Genomic DNA, 21290 nt, shown 5'->3' with positions numbered 1-21290 from the left:
TATGCTTACGAGTTATTGTTTTTAGAAGCGGGAGGTCAATTTGATCCCGGACGTATCACAGGCGCTTTCTTGGTTGGAAGCCCATCCTCAGGCATTAAAAGGCATTCGTCGCGGCATCGAGCGTGAAACGCTGCGAGTCACGCCGAACGGCACCTTGGCGACTACCGGGCATCCGGAAAAGCTGGGGGCGGCATTGACGCACCACTGGATCACCACGGATTTCGCCGAGGCGCTGTTAGAGTTCATTACGCCGGTTGATGACAATATCGATCACCTGCTGACGTTCCTGCGCGATATTCATCGCTACGTGGCGCGCAATATTGGCGATGAGCGCATGTGGCCGCTCAGCATGCCGTGCTTTATCGAAGCCGAGCAGGATATTGAGCTGGCGCAGTTCGGTTCGTCGAACATCGGCCGCATGAAGACGCTGTACCGCGAAGGGTTGAAGAATCGCTATGGCGCGTTGATGCAGACCATTTCCGGCGTGCACTACAACTTCTCGCTGCCGCTGGAGTTTTGGCAGGCCTGGGCTGGCGTGCAGGACGCAGAAAGCGGTAAAGAGCAGATCTCGGCGGGGTATTTCCGCCTGATCCGCAACTATTACCGTTTCGGTTGGGTGATCCCGTATCTGTTCGGCGCATCGCCGGCCATTTGTTCTTCGTTCCTCAAAGGTCGCGAGACCACTCTGCCGTTCGAACGCACCGAGCAGGGGATGTGCTATCTGCCGTACGCCACCTCGCTGCGTCTGAGCGACCTGGGCTACACCAATAAGTCGCAGAGCAATTTGGGCATCACCTTCAACGATCTGCACAGCTATGTGGCCGGTCTGAAGCGGGCGATCGTTACGCCTTCCGAAGAGTTCGCCAAGCTGGGCGTGAAAGAGGGTGACCGCTACCTGCAGTTGAACAGTAACGTGCTGCAAATCGAAAACGAGCTGTATGCGCCGATCCGGCCGAAGCGCGTGACCAAAAGCGGCGAGACGCCGTCAGACGCGCTGCTGCGCGGCGGTATCGAATATATCGAAGTGCGTTCGCTGGATATCAACCCGTTCTCGCCGATCGGCGTGGATGCGGTGCAGGCGCGTTTCCTGGATCTGTTCCTGGTGTGGTGCGCGCTGGCCGATGCGCCGGAGATGAGCAGCGATGAACTGCTGTGCACGCGCAAGAACTGGAACCGGGTGATTCTGGAAGGGCGCAAGCCGGGCCAGACCATCGGCATCGGCTGTGGCGCCAGCCATGAACCGCTGGAAAACGTGGGCAAGGCGCTGTTCGCCGATCTGCGTCGGGTCGCGGAAGTGTTGGACGGCGAAGCCGGCAACCGTCAATACCAGCAGGTGTGCGATGAGCTGGTCGCCGCATTTGACGATCCTGAGCTGACCTTCTCCGCGCGCATTCTGAAGGCGATGAAGGCGGAAGGCACTGGGCGCGTCGGTCTGCAGCTGGCGGAGCAGTATCGCCAGACGTTGCTGGAAGAACCGTTGGAAATCCTGAATGAGGCCGAGCTGGATAAAGAGCGGGAAGCCTCGTGGCAGCGCCAACGCGACATAGAAGCCAATGATACGCTAAGCTTTGAAGCGTTCCTGAAGCAAAACGGCGGAAGCTGAAAAAGAAAAAGGCCACATCAATGTGGCCAAATATGCATCTCTGATGACAGGGATGATGATAACAAATGCGCGTCTTTCACATACTCAGACTCGCAGGGTTGGAAAAGGTTTCCCGGTTAGGAAAAAAAGTTTCGAAATAAATGCTCTTTTACGAGGAGGTAGCGAAATGCCATTGCTGGATAGCTTTACCGTCGATCATACCCGTATGGCAGCTCCGGCTGTCCGCGTTGCAAAAACCATGAAAACGCCTCATGGCGATACCATCACGGTGTTTGATCTGCGCTTTTGCCGCCCGAACCTGGAAGTGATGCCCGAACGCGGCATTCACACGCTGGAACACCTGTTCGCCGGCTTTATGCGCGACCACCTGAACGGCCAGGGCGTGGAGATTATCGACATCTCCCCAATGGGCTGCCGCACCGGTTTCTACATGAGCCTGATCGGCGTGCCGGAAGAGCAGCGCGTTGCCGATGCCTGGAAAGCGGCGATGGCCGACGTGCTGAAAGTGACCGACCAGCGCAAGATCCCTGAGCTGAACGAGTACCAGTGTGGTACCTACCACATGCACTCGCTGGAAGAAGCGCAGGAAATCGCCAAGCACATTCTGGATAACGGCGTGGTGGTGAACCACAACGACGAGCTGGCGCTGCCGAAAGAGAAGCTGCAGGAGCTGCATATCTGACCGTACGTTTCCCGCAGAAACAAAAAAGACGCGATTTCGCGTCTTTTTTACGTTCTGGCCGGCGGTCAGTGATGGCCGACGCTGGACTGCAGCGAGGTGATCGGCGTGACTCGCACCTGTTTGATCATGTTGCCCTGTACGTCGAGAATGTCGATATCGTAATGGCCGATACGCACCCGGGTGCCGATTTCGGGGATCTCTTCCAGTTCTTCCAGCAGCATACCGTTGACGGTACGGGCTTCATTGGCCGGCAAGGTCCAGTTGAAGGCTTTGTTCAGCTCCCGTACGTTGGCGGTGCCGTCGATCAAGACCGAACCGTCGCTCTGCGGCGTGACTTCTTCCGCCAGCGTCGGTGACATCGAGGTGGTGAAGTCGCCGACGATCTCCTCGAGGATGTCTTCCACCGTAACCAGGCCCTGAATGTCGCCGTACTCGTCGACCACGATGCCGACCTTCTCTTTGTTGCGCTGGAACTTCACCAGCTGCACGTTGAGCGGCGTGCCTTCCGGCACGAAGTAGATCTCATCGGCGGCGCGCAGCAGGTTCTCTTTGTTGAACTCTTTTTTCTCGGTCATCAGACGATAGGCTTCGCGCACGCGCAGCATGCCGATCGCGTCGTCCAGCGAGCTGCGATACAGCACGATGCGGCCGTGCGGCGAGTGGGTCAGCTGGCGCATGATCGACTTCCAGTCGTCGTTGACGTCGATGCCGACGATCTCGGTGCGCGGCACCATGATGTCGTTAACCGTCACCTTTTCCAGATCCAGCACCGAGATCAGCATGTCCTGATTGCGGCGGGAGATTTGCGACTGGGATTCGCGCACGATAGTGCGCAGCTCATCCTTGCTGACAGCGTCGCTGATGCGCACGTTGGTGCGGATGCCGAACAGGCGCAAGGTCAGGCTGGTGATGCCGTTGAGCAGCCAGACCAGCGGGAACATCACCTTTTGCAATGGCGCCAGCAGGACGCTGCTGGGGAAGGCAATACGTTCCGGATAGAGGGCGGCGAAGGTCTTTGGCAGCACTTCGGCGAACAGCAGCACGGCGAAGGTCAGTATGCCGGTCGCGATCGCCACGCCGAGATCGCCATACAGCCGCATGCCGACGATGGTCGCCAGCGCCGAGGCGAGGATGTTGACCAGGTTGTTGCCGATCAACACCAGGCCGATCAGCCGATCCGGTTTTTGCAGCAGCTTCTCCACCCGACGCGCCGAGCGGTTGCCCTGTTTGGACAGGTGACGCAGGCGATAACGGTTGAGCGTCATCATGCCGGTTTCGGAAGCGGAGAAGTAAGCGGAGACCACGATCATGATCACCAGGATAATGATGAGGGTCCCCGTCGACACATGCTCCAATGCAGTATTCCTTATAGAGAGGGAGAATTGAGCCGGGCTGGCTTAGCGCACCATCACCTGCTGAATCAGACGACTGCCGAAGTAGGCGAGCGTCAGCAGGAAAGCGCCGGCGAAGCTGAACCAGACGACGCGGCGGCCGCGCCAGCCTTCATGGTAATGGCCCCACAACAGCACGATATACACGAACCAGGCCATGATCGACAGCACGGCTTTATGCACGTTCTCTTTGCTGAACAGATTATCCATGTACAGCAGGCCGGTGCACAGGGTGAGCGTCAGCAGCACCACGCCGATCTGGGTGATATGGAACATCTTGCGCTCGATGCTCATCAGCGGCGGCATGTCGGCGCTAAAGGTCAACTTCTTGTTTTTCAGAAGGTAGTCGAGCCAGGCGAGCTGCAAGGCGTAGAGCGCGGCGATGATCAGGGTAGCGTAAGAGAACAGCGCCAGGCCGATATGCACCATCAGTTCCGGGCTGGCTTCCAGGTGAGTGATGAACTCGCCGGGCATGAAGCTGGCGAAGGCCAGGTTGATCATCGCGAAGCTGTAGACGATCGGCAGCAGGAACCAGCCGCGGTCGCGCGAGGCGACGAAGGTCATCACCGAGCAGATGATCAGGCTGACGATGGAGCCAATGTTCAGCAGGCTGAGATTCTGCCCGGCGCTGACGTCAAAGATGCGCTGCTGCAGCGCGATGGCATGGCAAATCAGCGCCACCACCGCCGAGACGAGGGCAAGCCGACGGTATGCGCTGTTCTTCCGCAACAAGCTGGGAATGATCAGTCCAAGGCTGAGCAGGTAGGCCATCAAAGCCACAATGGAGAAAACTGGCATAGCGTTTAATTTTGCTTCGGCGTGGTTAATTGGAGTGTCAGTATAACGTTGCGCGCGTTTCACTCCAACCTATCTCCAACGCTGAGGCAGAGATCCGCCGCGCTTCGTGTTATCATCGGCGCAATTGTGTCGCCGGAGCGGCCTGTCATTACACGTTGAGCATGAGACGATGTTTGAAAATTTAACCGATCGATTGTCGCGCACGTTGCGCAATATCAGCGGCCGCGGGCGGCTGACCGAAGAGAATATCAAGGAAACCCTGCGTGAAGTGCGTATGGCATTGCTGGAAGCGGACGTTGCGCTGCCGGTGGTGCGCGACTTCATCAACCGCGTCAAAGAGAGCGCGGTCGGCCATGAAGTCAACAAGAGCCTGACGCCGGGGCAGGAGTTCGTCAAGATCGTCAAGGGCGAGCTGATCGCCGCGATGGGCGAAGTCAACACCGAGCTGAATCTGGCGGCCCAGCCGCCAGCGGTGGTGCTGATGGCGGGCTTGCAGGGTGCTGGTAAAACCACCAGCGTCGGTAAACTCGGCAAATTCCTGAAAGAAAAACAGAAAAAGAAAGTGTTGGTGGTTTCCGCGGACGTTTATCGCCCGGCGGCGATCAAACAGCTGGAAACGCTGGCGGAAGGCGTCGGCATCGATTTCTTCCCGTCTGACGTCAAAGAAAAACCGATCGACATCGTCAATCGCGCGCTGCAACAGGCCAAGCTGAAATTCTACGACGTACTGATCGTCGATACCGCCGGCCGTTTGCACGTTGACGAAGCGATGATGGACGAGATCAAACAGGTGCACGCGGCGATCAAGCCGGTGGAAACCCTGTTCGTGGTCGACGCCATGACCGGCCAGGACGCCGCCAATACCGCCAAGGCGTTTAACGAAGCGCTGCCGCTGACCGGCGTGGTGCTGACCAAGGTCGACGGCGACGCGCGCGGCGGTGCCGCGCTGTCCATCCGTCATATCACCGGCAAGCCGATCAAATTCCTCGGCGTGGGCGAGAAGACCGAAGCGCTGGAGCCGTTCTACCCGGATCGCGTGGCATCGCGCATCCTGGGCATGGGCGACGTGCTGTCGCTTATCGAAGATATCGAAAGCAAGGTCGACCGCGAGCAGGCGGAGAAGTTGGCCAACAAGCTGAAGAAGGGCGACGGTTTCGATCTGACCGACTTCCTGGAGCAGCTCAAGCAGATGCGCAACATGGGCGGCATGGCCAACATGCTGAGCAAGCTGCCGGGCGCCGGCCAACTGCCGGACAACGTCAAGTCGCAGATGGACGATAAAGTGCTGGTGCGCATGGAGGCGATCATCAACTCGATGACGCTGAAAGAGCGCGCCAAACCGGAAATCATCAAGGGCTCGCGCAAGCGCCGCATCGCGATGGGGGCCGGCATGCAGGTGCAGGACGTCAACCGCTTGCTGAAGCAGTTCGACGAAATGCAGCGTATGATGAAGAAGATGAAGAAAGGCGGTATGGCGAAGATGATGCGCGGCATGAAAGGTATGATGCCGCCGGGCTTCCCTGGCCGCTGACGGGCTCCCGCACGCCGAGTGCGGGCGCTTTCAGCATTCGCCGTTCGCGGTGAAAACCGCCCGAAATTTGACAGGCTGCAAAAGTTGTCCCCTGCGATCGACGCTTTAGATTGCTTTTTGCGCCAAAATGAGTAAAATTTTCGGGCTTTTTATATTGCAACCGGGCCCCGTCCCTCAATGGGGCCCGGCTGTTTTATTAACTAAAGAGGATGTTATGGTAACAATTCGTTTGGCACGTGGCGGCGCTAAAAAGCGTCCGTTCTATCAAGTAGTAGTGACCGACAGCCGCAACGCTCGTGATGGTCGTTTCATCGAGCGCGTAGGCTTCTTCAACCCGATCGCTTCCGGTCAGGCTGAAGCACTGCGTCTGGACCTGGACCGCATCGAGCACTGGGTTGGTCTGGGTGCAACCGTTTCTGATCGCGTTCACGCGCTGATCAAAGACGCTAAGAAAGCAGCTTAATCTGTCGCGGTGGTGGCAATGAGCAAGCAACTCAAACCGGTAGCGCCGATCGCGCCGATTGTACTCGGTAAAATGGGGTCCGCTTACGGCATTCGTGGTTGGCTCAGAGTGTTTTCATCCACCGAGAACGCCGAAAGCATTTTTGACTATCAGCCGTGGTTTATCCAGCAGGCGGGTCAGTGGCAGCATATCGAGTTGGAAGACTGGAAGCGCCACAGTCAGGATCTGATCATCAAGGTCAAAGGCATTGACGATCGGGACGCGGCGAATCTGCTGACTAATCGCGAGATTATGGTGGATTCTGAGCAACTTCCTCCGCTGGAGGGTGACGATTACTACTGGAAAGACCTGATGGGCTGCCAGGTAGTCACCACCGCTGGCTACGAGCTGGGTAAAGTCATCGATATGATGGAAACCGGCTCGAACGATGTGATGGTTGTGAAAGCGAACCTGAAAGATGCGTTCGGCATGAAGGAGCGGTTGATTCCGTTTCTTCATGGGCAGGTTATCAAGAAAGTCGATCTCACTGCCCGCGTGATTGAGGCAGATTGGGATCCTGGTTTTTGACCCCCGGATCAAACGGTCGAAGCAAGTGGAATAACGGTAAGGGGATTGGCTTGTGTTCATCGGTATTGTAAGCCTGTTTCCTGAGATGTTCCGCGCTATCACCGATTACGGGGTGACTGGCCGGGCAGTAAAAAATGGCCTGCTGAGCGTGCAGTGTTGGAGTCCTCGCGACTTCACCTACGACCGGCATCGCACCGTGGACGATCGCCCTTATGGCGGCGGCCCGGGAATGCTGATGATGGTGCAACCTTTACGGGAAGCCATTCATGCGGCGAAAGCAGCGGCAGGCGAGGGAGCAAAGGTGATTTATCTGTCACCTCAGGGGCGCAAGCTGGATCAAACCGGCGTGTGCGAACTGGCGGCCAATCAGAAGATGATTCTGGTGTGCGGCCGTTACGAAGGGATAGATGAGCGCGTAATCCAAACCGAAATTGACGAAGAATGGTCAATCGGCGATTACGTTCTCAGCGGCGGGGAACTGCCGGCGATGACCCTGATTGATTCAGTCGCCCGTTTCATACCGGGTGTGCTGGGCCATCAGGCCTCAGCGGAGGAAGACTCCTTCGCCGACGGATTGCTGGACTGCCCGCACTATACCCGCCCAGAGGTGTTGGAAGGGATGGAGGTACCGCCAGTTCTGCTGTCGGGTAACCATGCCGAGATACGTCGCTGGCGCTTAAAGCAGTCGCTGGGCCGAACCTGGCTTAGAAGACCTGAACTTCTAGAAAGCCTAGCTCTGACTGACGAGCAAGCGGTGTTGCTGGCTGAGTTCCAACGGGAACATCAGGCCAGGCAACAGGACTATGAAGGAAACGTCTGACAACAGACGGGACCGATATATCAGTTTACCTAGGGTAAGAGACATATTATGAGCAACATTATTAAGCAACTTGAACAAGAGCAGATGAAACAAGACGTACCTGCATTCCGTCCGGGTGATTCCGTGGAAGTGAAGGTATGGGTCGTTGAAGGTAGCAAAAAACGTCTGCAGGCATTCGAGGGCGTGGTTATCGCTATCCGTAACCGCGGTCTGCACTCTGCATTCACTGTTCGTAAGATTTCCAACGGCGAAGGTGTTGAGCGCGTATTCCAGACTCACTCCCCAGTAATCGACAGCATTGCTGTGAAACGTCGTGGTGCCGTTCGTAAAGCTAAACTGTACTACCTGCGTGAGCGTACTGGTAAGGCTGCTCGTATCAAAGAGCGTCTGAACCGCGTTGGCTAACGCTGCATCCAAAAGTTAATAGTTATCAGGGGTTGGTATTATGCCAACCCCTTTTTTTATCTTAAATCTCGACTGGTTACATTTGCGAGATTTCGTCTGCGCGCCGCCAATATAATAAAGCCTGCATAAGCAGGCTTTTTGCATTATAGCGCCGCGGCGCTTTGTTTATGCTGACTCTCCGGCGGGTGAGGCTGCGCCGGGATAATGTCATCGCCAGGTTTGACGATCACCCGCGCGACGGACTCGTGCGTGGCGAACGTGCAGCTGCAATTGATGTTGCGGCATTGATGGTAACGCTCTTTGGTCGACTCGCTCAGATAGCGGCTGGAGCGAGTGTGGGCCACGTGACCGCATAGTGGACAGTGCATCATAAGAACCCCCTTGAACAAATTAAGTGAAATTGTTGTGGCATCACCCTTTGGCGAGCGAACTCGTCATGATGAGGCAATCCCCTGCAAGCACAGTGCGCGTTCCATGGCGCGTCGCTGTTCCAGCCCCTTATTTTTCTTTCCGTTTACGTAAATCCAGCGTGGTAACTGATCGCAGGCCTGCCGCCACTGGCGCTGTTGCAGCAGCGCGACCAGCGTAGAGTGGCAGGCTGCGCCGACGCCCACATTGAAGGCGAAGGCGATCACTGCGTCATAGGTTTGTTGCGAGAGCGTATGCGGCAGGCAAGCGGCCATGCCGCGTTCGGTGCGGCGAACATCGTCTACCAAATCCACCGCGGCTTTGCGTTCATCTATCATCTTGTCTGGGATGACGCCGGCAGTGTGTCCAATGCCCTGTGTCCACACCCCGGCGCTACACTGGTAAGGCGACAGGCGGCAGCCTTCGAGATCGGCGATCAGCCTGAGGCCGGCTTCTGAGGTTTGCAGCTCGCCAAATGACGGCAATAGCACGGCGATGGCCAAAACGGTGGCGACGCTGCAGCGCTTAACGATTGCATTCATCGTAAATTTTCCTCCGTGATGCCGCATTGCGTTCAATAGCCTTCAAGATCTGCAGGCTTTTACGTCGGTAGTACCAGTTCACCAGAAACGTGCCGATGCCTACCGCCGCACCGACTAGAAAGGCAATGTCCTGCGGTGACAGCTTGCCGAGCCAGGCGAGAAACAACGCCATGGCGTAGGTGATGAATGAGGTGATTTTCTCCATAGCTTATGCTCGCTTTGTTTACAGTCTCTCGGGAGCTGTGGCGGCTATCGATGCGTTTCTGGCCACTCTCTATCGAAATCCATCATGCCCCGAGGCTGTATAATAATTACTGTATATGCATACAGTATTAAGCTATTTGCTAAAGTCGTCAATGGGTGGGGTGAATATTTTTAGCAGATTGTGCAAAAGAGGGCGGCAGGCATAAAAAAAGCCCATCAATGATGGGCTTTGAGAAATATTGGGGGGAAATTACAGGCCGTAGACCAGCGTGACTGAGGTCGTCGTGTCGGTGTTCTTCGGCGCCGAGGCCGGCGGTTTGCTGTTGTAGGTCACGGTGTAAGCCACGCGCAGCGAGAAGCGATCGTTGATCGCCACGTTCAACGCGCTTTCCGAGTTCAGCGTGGTTTCTTCGTTCGCCAGTGCGGAAACGCCCTGAATGAACTTGGTGTTGTCGGTCAGCTGATAGGAATAGTTGGCCGCGCCATAGGCCAACCCTTTGGTCGAGCGGCCGCCGCCATGGTATTCGTCATGGCGCACGCCGGGACCGAATTCCACCCGCAGATCGCTAAGCGGCCCGTTGAGGAGTTGACGGCCGTAGCCGCCGGTCAGCGTGGAGCGTGAGTCGTAACCGTTGAAACGGTCGCTCAGCCAGCTGGCCTGGCCGAACAGGTAGTTGCGATCGGTCAGGTTATAGCGCGTACGGCCACCGGCCTGGTATTTTTCGGACGAGCGCACGTTGGAGGAGGTGGTGTTGTTAGCCGCCCCCCACAGGCTGTACGCCGCATCGCTGTTGAACCAGGTCATGTTGGTGTTGGCAAGCAGGGTGGAGCTCTGCGAGTTGCCTGACTGGGCGTTGTAGCCCGCCTGCACGTTGCCTTCGAATGGTTTCTTGGCGGTGGCCGGATCGTCCATCGCGGTGAAAAGCGTATTGTCGGCAAAGGCTGAAACACTGGTGAAAGTCGTTAAGCAGCAAATATACAGCGGAAAAGCGCGACGAGCGCGAGAAGAGAGCATCTTGGATCCAGTTGTTAAGGGTGGTTATTGTTGATGACGGTCACATTATATCGGTTCATTTCAGCGACAAAAATAGCCGCTATTAGCTTAAGTTTTTAATTTTTATTCCTCATTTATTCACTTTTCTTCTACTGAAATTCATCGCTTTCGGCGGCATTTCGTGCTGAGTCTGACGGTATCCGCGCCTGCCCGTTCGTTGGCGCCGAGACGGGCGGCGTATCTTGCCTGTAAAACAAGTTGTACACATATGTTTACGATATGGGGCTTTCGCCGGGAAGGCGAATAGGTGCGTTTTGAGGCGCTTGTGAATTTATTATTTAATTGAATTTGTTTGTTTTTATTGTATTTTCTTGATGTGTTTATGCATGTTATCTCATAAGAGAAATTATGGTAATTTTTTATTTACGGAAATTGGATTGAAAACTTTACATATCGTGATAGGGTAGAGCCCTGAAACGCTCAATGTTCCATTTCAACGCATAACGCCAAACGACAGGAATAGCATCATGCAAAAAGACGCGCTCAATAACGTACACATCAGTGCAGAACAGGTTCTCATCACGCCGGAGGAGCTGAAGAACCAGTTCCCGCTCAGCGCCGACGACGAAAATGAAATCGCCACCGCGCGTAACACCATCGCCAACATTTTGCAGGGGCGCGATCATCGCCTGTTGGTCGTGTGTGGGCCTTGTTCGATCCACGATCCGGATGCGGCACTGGACTACGCCCGTCGTTTGAAAACCCTGGCGGCTGACTTGAGCGATCAGCTGTATATCGTTATGCGCGTTTATTTTGAAAAACCCAGAACCACTGTCGGCTGGAAAGGTTTGATCAACGATCCGTACATGGACGGTTCGTTTGACGTTGAAGCAGGCTTGCATATCGCGCGTCGCCTGTTGCTGGATCTGGTGGGCATGGGCTTGCCGTTGGCTACCGAAGCGTTGGATCCGAACAGCCCGCAGTACCTGGGGGACTTGTTCAGCTGGTCGGCGATCGGTGCGCGTACCACCGAATCGCAGACCCACCGTGAAATGGCTTCTGGCCTGTCGATGCCGGTCGGGTTCAAAAACGGCACCGACGGCAGCCTGGGTACCGCCATCAATGCCATGCGCGCCGCCGCTATGCCGCACCGCTTCGTCGGCATCAACCAGGCGGGCCAGGTTTGCTTGCTGCAGACTCAGGGCAATCCGGACGGGCACGTGATCCTGCGCGGCGGTAAAACCCCGAACTACAGCGCCGAGCACGTTGCGGCCTGTGAAAAACAGATGCTCGAGGCGGGACTCCATCCGTCCTTGATGGTAGATTGCAGCCATGGCAACTCGAATAAAGACTATCGCCGTCAGCCGGCGGTGGCCGAGTCCGTGGTGGAGCAGATTAAAGCGGGTAACCGCTCGATTACCGGCATTATGCTGGAGAGCCATCTGCATGAGGGCAATCAGTCTTCCGAACAGCCGCGTGCTGACATGCGTTACGGCGTATCCGTCACCGACGCCTGCATCGACTGGGAGAGCACGGAAACGCTGCTGCGCCACATGCATCAGGAACTCGGCGCTGCGCTGAAGGCACGCACGGGAGAAAAGTAAGTTATGGTGGCAGAACTGACCGCGCTGCGCGATCAAATCGACGAGGTGGACAAAGCGTTGCTGGATCTGCTGGCGAAACGCCTGCATCTGGTAGCGGAAGTGGGGGAGGTGAAAAGCCGCCACGGTTTACCGGTTTATGTGCCGGAGCGCGAGGCGGCGATGCTGGCCTCGCGCCGCCAGGAGGCGGAAAACCTCGGCGTGCCGCCGGATTTGATCGAGGACGTCTTGCGCCGTGTGATGCGCGAATCGTACGTCAGCGAGAACGATAAAGGTTTTAAAACTCTGTGCCCGCAGCTGCGGCCGATCGTCATCATCGGCGGCAACGGCCAGATGGGCCGGCTGTTCAACCGTCTGCTGACGCTGTCGGGTTATCAGGTCAGGGTATTGGATCAGGAAGATTGGCCGCAGGCGGAACAGCTGTTGGCGGATGCCGGCATGGTGATTGTCAGCGTACCGATCCACGTGACCGAGCAGGTGATAAGCCGCCTGCCGCCGTTGCCTGACGACTGTATTCTGGTGGATTTGGCGTCGGTGAAGAATCGTCCGCTGCATGCGATGTTGGCGGCGCACAGCGGCCCGGTGGTGGGGTTGCATCCGATGTTTGGTCCGGACGTGGGCAGCGTGGCGAAGCAGGTGGTGGTTTACTGCGATGGCCGCCAACCGGAGGCTTACCAATGGCTGCTTGAACAGCTGCAGGTGTGGGGGGCGCGGCTGCATCGTATCAGCGCGGTCGAACACGATCAGAATATGGCGTTTATTCAGGCGCTGCGGCACTTCGCCACCTTCGCCTACGGGCTGCACCTGGCGGAAGAGAACGTGCAACTGGAGCAGCTGCTGGCGCTCTCCTCGCCGATCTACCGGCTGGAGCTGGCGATGGTTGGCCGCCTGTTCGCGCAGGATCCGCAGCTGTACGCTGACATCATCATGTCGTCGGAAGAAAACGTGGCGCTGATTAAGCGTTACTACCAGCGCTTCGGCGAGGCGATCAAGCTGTTGGAGCATGGCGACAAACAGGCGTTTATCGATAGCTTCCGCAAGGTAGAGCATTGGTTCGGCGATTACGCCCAGCGCTTTCTGGTGGAGAGCCGCACGCTGTTGCGGCAGGCTAACGACAGCCGGCAGTGAAACGCGGGCAGTAAACGTAAAGGGTTCGGCCAAGCCGAACCCTTTTTTATGGTTTCAGGATGGGTTGACCGGCACCACGGTGTCGCTCGGGTAACAGCCCAGCACCTTCAGCGAGCGGGTGATTGGCGTCAGATCGCGCAGCGCTTTTTGCATCGCCTCGGCGCGTAGGTTGGCCTGCACATCGATATAAAACATCTCTTCCCACGGATTGCCGTTGATCGGGCGTGACTCCAGCTTGGTCATGATGATGCCGTTGTCGCGCAGTACCAGCAGCGCTTCGACCAGTGCGCCGGATTGTTGGCCGGTCGCCATGATCAGCGTGGTTTTGGCCGGCACCTGTTCGGAGACGTCGATCGCTTTGCGCGCCAGGACGATAAAACGGGTGATGTTCTGCTGCTGGTTGGCGAGGTTGTGTTCCAGCACCTGCAGCCCATACAGTGCGCCGCCGGCTTCGCTGCCCAGAGCAGCCACCTTCGGCGAATTCAGCTTGGCGACTTTCTCCATCGCGGCCGCTGTGCTTTCAGTGTATTCGATTTTCCAGTGTGGGAAGCGGTTCAGGAACTGACTGCACTGCTGGAACGGTTGCGGGTGGCTGTAGACGGTTTCAATCTGGCTCAGATCGCTGTCGCCGGCAATCAGAACGCAGTGGTTGATCGGGTTGGTCAGTTCGCCGACGATCGACAGGCTGGTGTGCTGCAGCAGATCGTACACCTCGTTAATCGACCCGGAGCTGGTGTTCTCGATAGGCAGAATTGCATAGTCCGCCTGGCCGGTTTCCACCTGGGTGAAGATATCCTGAAACTTCTGGCAGCCGCATTCGATCAGCTGATCGAAGTGGCGGGCAGCGTATTGGCGTGCTGCCAGATGTGAGTAAGAGCCTTTTGGGCCGAGGAAGGCGATGCGGGCGGAATGTTGGCTGACGGGGTTGAGCTGGTGCTGTAGCAACGCCTGCTGGGTCAGGACGGAATCTTCGATGATCAGTTGAAACAGGCGGGTGACGTAAAAGCCGTCCAGGTCGTAAGGCTTGGCGGCGGCGATCAGCGCATCCAGCAGATCGCGCTCGCGCTCTTTATCGCGGATCGGGCGATGAGAGTGCAGCTTGGTCTTGCCGACTTCGATCGCCAGCTCACGGCGTTCCGCCAGCAGGGCCAACAGTTTCAAGTCCAGTGCGCTGATGCGCTCGCGCAGCAGCAATAACGGGTTGTCAGTCATAATCAGCTTCCGCCTTCAGTTCTTATTCGTTGTAAAACAGCCATAAAAAAAGCCTCCTGTTTCCAGGAGGCTTTGTTGTTCGTCTTCGCATTCTTTCTTACACGACGAAACGCCTCCCAGTCAGGGGAAGGTAAAAAAGAATGCGAAGAAAAACGGTGTGCGTGGCATGGTCTACCTAAGGTTAATGCGAACAGGTTTTAAAGTAACCGCTGGCTTTTACCCCGTCAACAAAAATACCCGACAAAAAACGCGCCCTCGGGCGCGTTTGATGCGGCAATCGCTGTCGGACGGTTATTCCTGCTCTTGCGTGACTTCCGGCACGATGTCTTTCACGCTGGCATTGCAGCGGCGCGCTTCGCCTTTATGCTGCACCTTGTTCAACTGGCGTTCCAGCTTGGCGATCAGCTCATTAACGGCGGTGTACATGTCATCATGTTTGGCGCTGGCGACCAGCGGGCCGTTAGGCGTGGTAATGGTAGCGTCGGCGACAAACCCCTGCGGTTCTTTAGATAAGACGATATGTGGGTTTATCAGCTGGGTCTGCCATTTTTCCAGTTTGGTGAGACGGTCTTCGACGTGATTGCGGATTGCGGGAGTGATATCCATTTGTTTGCTGGTAATGTTCAATGTCATATAACTTACCTCTCTGTCTTTCCGTCTTGGTGAACCCAGCATACCCCGCTTTTTGTTTAAATGCGTGATGTAAATCACGATTTTTTGTCACTTTTTGCAAAGTTAGTTCAATCTGTGATTCAGCATTTGAATTGGCTATCTAATGCTTGAGAGTTGCCGCCTGATGGCGCATTATCGATGAGTTGACCGGTGAGGAGCGCTAGCTAACACCGTGTTTTTACTTGTGTATTTTTCCAGTAAAAACCCGGTCGACGCCAATGAAAACGGCAGCCGAGGCTGCCGTTTTGTTTTTCTGCCGTTACCGACGCGCGCTTATTGCGGGTTGGCGGCGATCACTTTGGCCACTTTGTCAGCCTGGCCGTTCAGCTGCAGCTGCTTGTAGGCATTTTCCATCAGCGGCAACACGTCGTGCGTCGCTTTGGTATCCGGGAATTCACGCAACATCTGTTCGGCGCGATTAACGACCGCGACGTAAGCACCGCGTTTAGTGTAGTATTCCGCCACCGAAAGCTCATACTTGGCCAAGCGGTCTTTCAAATACACCAAACGCTTGTTGGCGTCGGTCGCGTATTGGCTGTTCGGGTATTGCTGAATCAACTGGCTGAAGTCGCGGAACGCAGCGCGAGCGTGCTGAGGATCGCGGTCAGAACGGTCAACCCCGAAGAAGCCCTGCAGCGCGCTGTCATCGAGCGCCATGTCGGTCAGGCCGCGCATGTACATCACGTAATCGATGTTCGGGTGCGTCGGGTTCAGACGCATGAAGCGATCGATGGATGCCTGAGCCATCGGCAAGTCGGCGGCCTTATAGTAGGCGTAAATCAAATCCAGCTGGACCTGCTGGGAATACGGCCCGAAAGGATAGCGGTTATCTAACGCTTCGAGTTGCGTAATCGCGCCCTTGAAGTTACCGTCCTGCAGTTTTTGCTGCGCGGTAGCATAGATTTCCGAAGGTGGGTTGTCGGGAACCGCATCCTTGGATGTGGAGCAACCTGCCAGCGCCAGGCTCAACGTGGCTGCCGCCACCAGATATTTCATACGCGTCATGACGTTTTGATTATCCTCAGGGTGTTATTCCGGGAGACTGTCCGTTAAGCTCCCGACAAAGACCAGGTACAATAGCACATTATATTAAACGGCATCGCCGTGAAAACCCAACGTTAACGAAGAAGCTGCATATGGCACAACAAGTACAACTCACCGCAACGGTGGCCGAATCTCAACTCGGACAACGTTTAGATCAGGCTTTGGCCGAATTGTTCCCTGATTATTCACGATCTCGCATAAAAGAGTGGATCCTGGGCGATCGGGTGAAGGTCAATGGCAAAACGTCAAACAAACCGAAAGAGAAGGTGCTGGGCGGAGAGACAGTCGCCATCGATGCACAGATTGAAGAAGAGGCGCGTTGGGAGCCACAGGATATCGCGCTGGATATCGTCTATGAAGACAGCGACATCCTGGTGATCAACAAACCGCGCGATTTGGTGGTGCATCCCGGCGCCGGTAACCCGGATGGCACGGTGCTCAATGCGCTGTTGTATCACTACCCGGAAATTGCCGACGTGCCGCGTGCCGGCATCGTGCACCGTCTGGATAAAGACACCACCGGCCTGATGGTGGTGGCGAAAACCGTGCCGGCGCAAACCCGGCTGGTGGAGGCGCTGCAGGCGCGTGAAATCACCCGTGAATACGAAGCGGTGGCGATCGGTACCATGACCGCCGGCGGTACGGTAGAAGAGCCTATCGCGCGCCATTCCACCAAGCGTACCCACATGGCGGTGCACCCGATGGGTAAGCCGGCGGTAACGCACTATCGCATCATGGAGCATTTCCGTGCGCATACTCGCCTGCGCCTGCGCCTGGAAACCGGCCGTACTCACCAGATCCGCGTGCACATGGCCTATATCAGCCATCCGCTGGTGGGCGATCCGCTGTACGGCGGCCGTCCACGTCCGCCGAAAGGTGCTTCGGAAGCCTTCATCAGCACGCTGCGCGGCTTTGACCGTCAGGCGCTGCATGCCACCATGCTGCGTTTGTACCACCCGATCAGCGGCATCCAGATGGAGTGGCATGCGCCGCTGCCGCAGGACATGGTTGATCTGATCAACGCGCTGAAGGCGGACACCGAAGAATTCAAAGATCAGATGGACTGGTAATGAGCTCGCTCATTCTGCCTGACTGGCCGTTGCCTCCCGGCGTTAAAGCTTGCAGTACCACGCGCGGCGGCGGCGTCAGCCTGCCGCCTTATGACTCGCTGAACCTCGGCACCCACGTCGGTGACGAGGAGCAAGCGGTGACACGCAATCGGGAACGATTGGTTATTGCCGCCGGTTTGCCGCAGATGCCGGTGTGGCTCGAGCAGGTGCACGGCACTCGTGTGGTGACGTTGACGGGGAAAGCACCTGCCGATTTGCGGGCGGATGCGGTGTACAGCAACGTGCCGGGGCAGGTGTGTGCCGTGATGACGGCGGATTGTCTGCCGGTGTTGTTCTGCTCGCAGCACGGTGACGAAGTGGCCGCCGCCCACGCCGGCTGGCGCGGATTGTGCCACGGCGTGCTGGAGCAAACCGTGGCGGCGTTCAGCGCCGCACCGAGCCAGATTAGCGCCTGGCTGGGGCCGGCGATCGGTCCGCAGCAGTTTGAGGTCGGGCCAGAGGTGCGGGCCGCTTTCATGGCGGAAGATGCTGAAGCTGCAGCGGCATTTACCCCGCACGGCGATAAGTTTTTGGCTAATATCTACCTGCTGGCTCGCCAACGCTTGTTGCGTGCAGGCGTTCAGGCCATCTATGGTGGCGATCGCTGCACGGTTAACGAAACGAGCCATTTTTTCTCCTATCGACGCGACGGAATAACCGGACGTCTGGCAAGTTTAATCTGGCTGATATAACCTATTGAATTAGGACGATCCAACGACGCATGGCGTTGTACCGAAAATTTAGCGTCGAGATAACCTTGAAAATTTGAGGGATGACCTCATTTAATCTCCAGTAGCAATTTCGACCCATCTTGGAGGTGTTATGCGTCTGGATCGTCTTACCAACAAATTCCAGCTTGCCCTCGCCGATGCCCAGTCACTAGCCCTTGGGCACGACAACCAGTTTATTGAACCGCTACATCTGATGAGCGCCCTGCTCAATCAGGAAGGGGGCACGGTTCGTCCACTATTAACTTCCGCAGGTATCGATGCCGGGCGCGTGCGCACCGAGATCGAACAGGCGCTGTCCCGTTTACCGCAGGTAGAAGGCACCGGTGGCGACGTTCAACCGTCCCATGAGCTGGTGCGCGTCCTGAACCTGTGCGACAAGCTGGCGCAGAAGCGCGCGGACAAATTCATTTCTTCCGAGCTGTTTGTGCTTGCGGTGCTGGAAGACCGCGGCTCGTTGACCGACTTGTTGAAAGCGGCCGGCGCGACGGCCGACAAAATCAGCAAAGCCATTGAACAAATGAGAGGCGGTGACAGCGTGGAAGATCAAGGCGCCGAAGACCAACGGCAAGCATTGAAGAAATACACGATCGATCTGACCGAGCGCGCCGAGCAGGGCAAGCTTGATCCGGTGATCGGCCGTGACGAAGAGATCCGCCGCACCATCCAGGTGCTGCAACGTCGTACCAAAAACAACCCGGTGCTGATCGGCGAGCCTGGCGTGGGTAAAACCGCCATCGTCGAAGGCCTGGCGCAGCGCATCATTAACGGCGAAGTGCCGGAAGGGCTGAAGCACAAGCGCGTATTGTCCCTCGATATGGGCGCCTTGATCGCCGGGGCCAAATATCGCGGCGAGTTTGAAGAGCGTCTGAAAGGCGTGCTCAACGATCTGGCCAAGCAGGAAGGCAGCGTTATCCTGTTTATCGACGAACTGCACACCATGGTCGGCGCCGGTAAGGCGGATGGCGCGATGGATGCAGGCAACATGCTCAAACCGGCGCTGGCGCGCGGCGAGCTGCACTGCGTCGGCGCGACTACGCTCGACGAGTATCGTCAATATATAGAGAAGGATGCGGCGCTCGAACGTCGTTTCCAGAAAGTGTATGTGGCGGAGCCGAGCGTGGAAGACACCATCGCTATCCTGCGCGGCCTGAAAGAGCGTTATGAACTGCACCACCACGTGCAAATCACCGACCCGGCCATCGTGGCGGCGGCAACGCTTTCGCACCGCTATATCGCCGATCGTCAATTGCCGGACAAGGCTATTGACCTTATCGACGAAGCGGCGTCCAGCATTCGCATGCAGATGGACTCCAAGCCGGAGTCGCTCGACAGGCTTGAGCGCCGCATCATCCAATTGAAGCTGGAACAGCAGGCGCTGAATAAAGAGTCTGACGACGCCAGCAAGAAACGCCTGGACATGCTCAGCGATGAGCTGGGGCAGAAAGAGCGCGAATATTCTGAGCTGGAAGAAGAGTGGAAAGCGGAAAAAGCGTCGCTCTCCGGCACCCAGAATATCAAGGCTGAACTCGAGCAGGCCAAAATCACCCTGGAGCAGGCGCGTCGCGTCGGCGATCTGGGGCGGATGTCGGAACTGCAGTACGGCAAAATCCCTGAGCTGGAGAAACAGCTCGCCGCCGCTACGCAGGCCGAAGGCAAGAGCATGAAGCTGTTGCGTAACCGGGTGACCGATGCGGAGATTGCTGAAGTGCTGGCGCGTGCCACCGGGATCCCGGTGGCCAGAATGCTGGAAGGTGAGCGCGACAAGCTGCTGCGCCTGGAGCAAGAACTGCATTCGCGAGTGATTGGCCAAGACGAAGCGGTCAGCGCGGTCTCCAATGCGATCCGCCGCAGCCGTGCGGGGCTGTCCGATCCTAATCGGCCGATCGGTTCGTTCCTGTTCCTCGGCCCGACCGGGGTGGGGAAAACCGAGCTCTGCAAGGCGCTGGCTTCGTTCCTGTTCGACAGCGACGACGCTATGGTGCGTATCGATATGTCCGAGTTTATGGAGAAACACTCCGTGTCGCGTCTGGTCGGTGCGCCTCCAGGTTATGTCGGTTATGAAGAGGGCGGCTACCTGACGGAAGCCGTACGTCGCCGGCCTTATTCGGTGATTCTGCTGGATGAAGTCGAGAAAGCGCATCCGGACGTGTTCAATATTCTGTTGCAGGTGTTGGATGACGGCCGTCTGACCGATGGTCAAGGCCGTACCGTCGATTTCCGCAATACTGTGGTGATCATGACGTCCAACCTGGGGTCCGATCTGATCCAGGAGCATTTCGGTCAGATGAACTACGCGCAGATGAAAGAGTCGGTGATGGAGATGGTGAGTCACCACTTCCGTCCGGAGTTCATCAACCGTATCGACGAAGTGGTGGTGTTCCACCCGCTGGGCGAGAAACACATTGCCGCGATCGCCAAGATTCAGCTGTCGCGTCTGTACAAGCGTTTGGAAGAGCGCGGTTACGAAGTGACCATGACCGAACCGGCCCTGGCTCTGTTGAGCAAAACCGGTTACGACCCTGTGTATGGTGCGCGTCCGTTGAAGCGTGCTATTCAGCAGGAGATCGAGAACCCGCTGGCGCAGCAAATCCTGTCTGGCAAGCTGATCCCCGGCAAGCTGGTCACGTTGGATGTGGAAAACGACCATATCGTTGCACGCCAATAACGACAATTAAGCGTAATAAAGATGAAAGGGAGCGGGTGACCGCTCCCTTTTCTTTACCTTCGTTTGTCCCTGTTTACAGGGTTTGCCGCTATTACTGTGCTAAAACCGGTATTTTCTGACTAATAAACATCCTAAAAAGGCGTTTTTGGTGATTATTTGAACGCTTGGAAAGTTTTTTGCATTTAGGGGTTGCGGCCCGCCGAGAACTCCCTATAATGCGCCTCCACTGACCGGGAACAACGACTGACAAGCCGCCGGGTCAGCGAGAAGAAAGCGAAATAAACGCTTGACTCTCCGGGCGAAAAGCGTAATATACGCAGCCCGCGCCGATGAGTTTCTCGGCACTGCTCTTTAACAATTTATCAGACAATCTGTGTGGGCACTCCACAAGACGATATCCAGCATCTTCGGATGCAAAAAAATATCAAGTCTTGAAGAGTGACTAACTGAAGTAAAATTCATGCAGTAAATCTTTGAGCATCGCTTCTCGAGTGGAAGCAAATCAAGCTTTTAATTGAAGAGTTTGATCATGGCTCAGATTGAACGCTGGCGGCAGGCTTAACACATGCAAGTCGAGCGGTAGCACAAGGGAGCTTGCTCCCTGGGTGACGAGCGGCGGACGGGTGAGTAATGTCTGGGAAACTGCCTGATGGAGGGGGATAACTACTGGAAACGGTAGCTAATACCGCATAACGTCGCAAGACCAAAGAGGGGGACCTT

Annotated in this window: 22 protein-coding genes, 1 rRNA gene and 1 other annotated feature; of the genes, 13 read left to right on the top strand and 10 right to left on the bottom strand. The window is 56.5% G+C overall.

All coding sequences use genetic code 11. The features are described from left to right. Positions 1–40: 40 nt before the first annotated feature. A complete protein-coding gene (gene gshA, locus ACJ8J5_RS06585; RefSeq protein WP_025301637.1) occupies positions 41–1603 on the top strand; it encodes a glutamate--cysteine ligase in 1563 nt (520 codons plus the stop codon). Positions 1604–1769: 166 nt separating this feature from the next. Then, the gene (luxS, locus tag ACJ8J5_RS06580) at positions 1770–2285 is read left to right on the top strand and encodes an S-ribosylhomocysteine lyase (RefSeq protein WP_004932513.1); all 516 of its coding nucleotides are present in this window, start codon (positions 1770–1772) and stop codon (positions 2283–2285) included. Between the two features lie 65 nt (positions 2286–2350). Here the strand turns inward: luxS and ACJ8J5_RS06575 are convergent, their stop codons facing one another. After that, on the bottom strand, positions 2351–3640 hold the full coding sequence (locus ACJ8J5_RS06575) for an HlyC/CorC family transporter (RefSeq protein WP_016929024.1): 1290 nt from the start codon (positions 3638–3640) through the stop codon (positions 2351–2353). Between the two features lie 42 nt (positions 3641–3682). Further along, positions 3683–4474, bottom strand: coding sequence for a cytochrome C assembly family protein (locus tag ACJ8J5_RS06570; protein ID WP_004932506.1), 792 nt, complete (start codon positions 4472–4474; stop codon positions 3683–3685). 169 nt (positions 4475–4643) lie between these two features. On the opposite strand from ACJ8J5_RS06570, the gene ffh reads away from it, so the two are divergent. The 5 genes from ffh (at position 4644) to rplS (ending at position 8260) form a co-directional block, all read left to right on the top strand. Beyond that, positions 4644–6005, top strand: a complete 1362-nt coding sequence (gene ffh, locus ACJ8J5_RS06565) for a signal recognition particle protein (protein ID WP_004932504.1) — start codon at positions 4644–4646, stop codon at positions 6003–6005. 214 nt (positions 6006–6219) lie between these two features. Further along, a complete protein-coding gene (rpsP, locus tag ACJ8J5_RS06560) occupies positions 6220–6468 on the top strand; it encodes a 30S ribosomal protein S16 (protein ID WP_004932501.1) in 249 nt (82 codons plus the stop codon). A gap of 18 nt (positions 6469–6486) precedes the next feature. Then, entirely contained in the window at positions 6487–7035 is a 549-nt protein-coding gene (gene rimM, locus ACJ8J5_RS06555; protein ID WP_089195553.1) for a ribosome maturation factor RimM, read from the top strand. A gap of 52 nt (positions 7036–7087) precedes the next feature. Continuing rightward, positions 7088–7855, top strand: coding sequence for a tRNA (guanosine(37)-N1)-methyltransferase TrmD (gene trmD / locus ACJ8J5_RS06550; RefSeq protein WP_004932485.1), 768 nt, complete (start codon positions 7088–7090; stop codon positions 7853–7855). A 48-nt stretch (positions 7856–7903) separates the two neighbouring features. Further along, positions 7904–8260, top strand: coding sequence for a 50S ribosomal protein L19 (rplS, locus tag ACJ8J5_RS06545; protein ID WP_025301638.1), 357 nt, complete (start codon positions 7904–7906; stop codon positions 8258–8260). Positions 8261–8403: 143 nt separating this feature from the next. On the opposite strand, the gene ACJ8J5_RS06540 is transcribed toward rplS, so the two are convergent. The 4 genes from ACJ8J5_RS06540 to ACJ8J5_RS06525 form a co-directional block, all read right to left on the bottom strand. Next, positions 8404–8631, bottom strand: a complete 228-nt coding sequence (locus ACJ8J5_RS06540; RefSeq protein WP_025301639.1) for an ogr/Delta-like zinc finger family protein — start codon at positions 8629–8631, stop codon at positions 8404–8406. Positions 8632–8694: 63 nt separating this feature from the next. Next, positions 8695–9210, bottom strand: a complete 516-nt coding sequence (locus ACJ8J5_RS06535; RefSeq protein WP_049208782.1) for a lysozyme — start codon at positions 9208–9210, stop codon at positions 8695–8697. Then, entirely contained in the window at positions 9194–9415 is a 222-nt protein-coding gene (locus tag ACJ8J5_RS06530; protein ID WP_025301641.1) for an HP1 family phage holin, read from the bottom strand. Before ACJ8J5_RS06530 ends, ACJ8J5_RS06535 begins: the two co-directional genes overlap by 17 nt. A 249-nt stretch (positions 9416–9664) precedes the next feature. Beyond that, the gene (locus ACJ8J5_RS06525; RefSeq protein ID WP_025301642.1) at positions 9665–10429 is read right to left on the bottom strand and encodes a DUF481 domain-containing protein; all 765 of its coding nucleotides are present in this window, start codon (positions 10427–10429) and stop codon (positions 9665–9667) included. A 506-nt stretch (positions 10430–10935) separates the two neighbouring features. Here ACJ8J5_RS06525 and ACJ8J5_RS06520 point away from each other — a divergent pair. Together ACJ8J5_RS06520 and tyrA are read left to right on the top strand one after the other, a co-directional pair. Next, entirely contained in the window at positions 10936–12012 is a 1077-nt protein-coding gene (locus ACJ8J5_RS06520) for a 3-deoxy-7-phosphoheptulonate synthase (RefSeq protein WP_060434277.1), read from the top strand. A 3-nt stretch (positions 12013–12015) separates the two neighbouring features. Beyond that, complete coding sequence (tyrA, locus tag ACJ8J5_RS06515; protein WP_016929015.1) at positions 12016–13137, top strand: bifunctional chorismate mutase/prephenate dehydrogenase; 1122 nt, start codon at positions 12016–12018, stop codon at positions 13135–13137. 54 nt (positions 13138–13191) lie between these two features. On the opposite strand, the gene pheA is transcribed toward tyrA, so the two are convergent. The 4 genes from pheA to bamD all read right to left on the bottom strand — a co-directional run bounded on the left by pheA (position 13192) and on the right by bamD (position 16026). Continuing rightward, complete coding sequence (gene pheA, locus ACJ8J5_RS06510) at positions 13192–14349, bottom strand: bifunctional chorismate mutase/prephenate dehydratase (RefSeq protein WP_173889493.1); 1158 nt, start codon at positions 14347–14349, stop codon at positions 13192–13194. Between the two features lie 42 nt (positions 14350–14391). Next, positions 14392–14518: a sequence feature (Phe leader region), on the bottom strand. Then, positions 14470–14517, bottom strand: coding sequence for a hypothetical protein (locus ACJ8J5_RS06505; protein WP_101428074.1), 48 nt, complete (start codon positions 14515–14517; stop codon positions 14470–14472). Its footprint overlaps the feature before it by 48 nt. A 122-nt stretch (positions 14519–14640) precedes the next feature. Further along, positions 14641–14982, bottom strand: a complete 342-nt coding sequence (raiA, locus tag ACJ8J5_RS06500) for a ribosome-associated translation inhibitor RaiA (protein WP_004932457.1) — start codon at positions 14980–14982, stop codon at positions 14641–14643. 312 nt (positions 14983–15294) lie between these two features. Continuing rightward, on the bottom strand, positions 15295–16026 hold the full coding sequence (gene bamD, locus ACJ8J5_RS06495; RefSeq protein ID WP_004932456.1) for an outer membrane protein assembly factor BamD: 732 nt from the start codon (positions 16024–16026) through the stop codon (positions 15295–15297). A gap of 131 nt (positions 16027–16157) precedes the next feature. Between bamD and rluD the strand changes: the two genes are divergently transcribed. The 4 genes from rluD to ACJ8J5_RS06475 form a co-directional block, all read left to right on the top strand. Continuing rightward, positions 16158–17135, top strand: coding sequence for a 23S rRNA pseudouridine(1911/1915/1917) synthase RluD (gene rluD / locus ACJ8J5_RS06490; RefSeq protein WP_025301645.1), 978 nt, complete (start codon positions 16158–16160; stop codon positions 17133–17135). Further along, a complete protein-coding gene (yfiH, locus tag ACJ8J5_RS06485; RefSeq protein WP_025301646.1) occupies positions 17135–17866 on the top strand; it encodes a purine nucleoside phosphorylase YfiH in 732 nt (243 codons plus the stop codon). The genes rluD and yfiH overlap by 1 nt, the downstream gene beginning before the upstream one ends. A 130-nt stretch (positions 17867–17996) precedes the next feature. Continuing rightward, positions 17997–20570, top strand: a complete 2574-nt coding sequence (gene clpB, locus ACJ8J5_RS06480; protein ID WP_025301647.1) for an ATP-dependent chaperone ClpB — start codon at positions 17997–17999, stop codon at positions 20568–20570. 511 nt (positions 20571–21081) lie between these two features. Further along, a 16S ribosomal RNA gene (locus ACJ8J5_RS06475) occupies positions 21082–21290 on the top strand; the annotation flags it as partial.

Origin of the sequence: Serratia sp. CY43202 (assembly GCF_052168755.1) — a bacterium.
Lineage (GTDB): Bacteria > Pseudomonadota > Gammaproteobacteria > Enterobacterales > Enterobacteriaceae > Serratia > Serratia bockelmannii.
The sequence above is the reverse complement of the archived record's forward strand: the minus strand, read 5'-3'. Positions and strand labels throughout refer to the sequence as shown.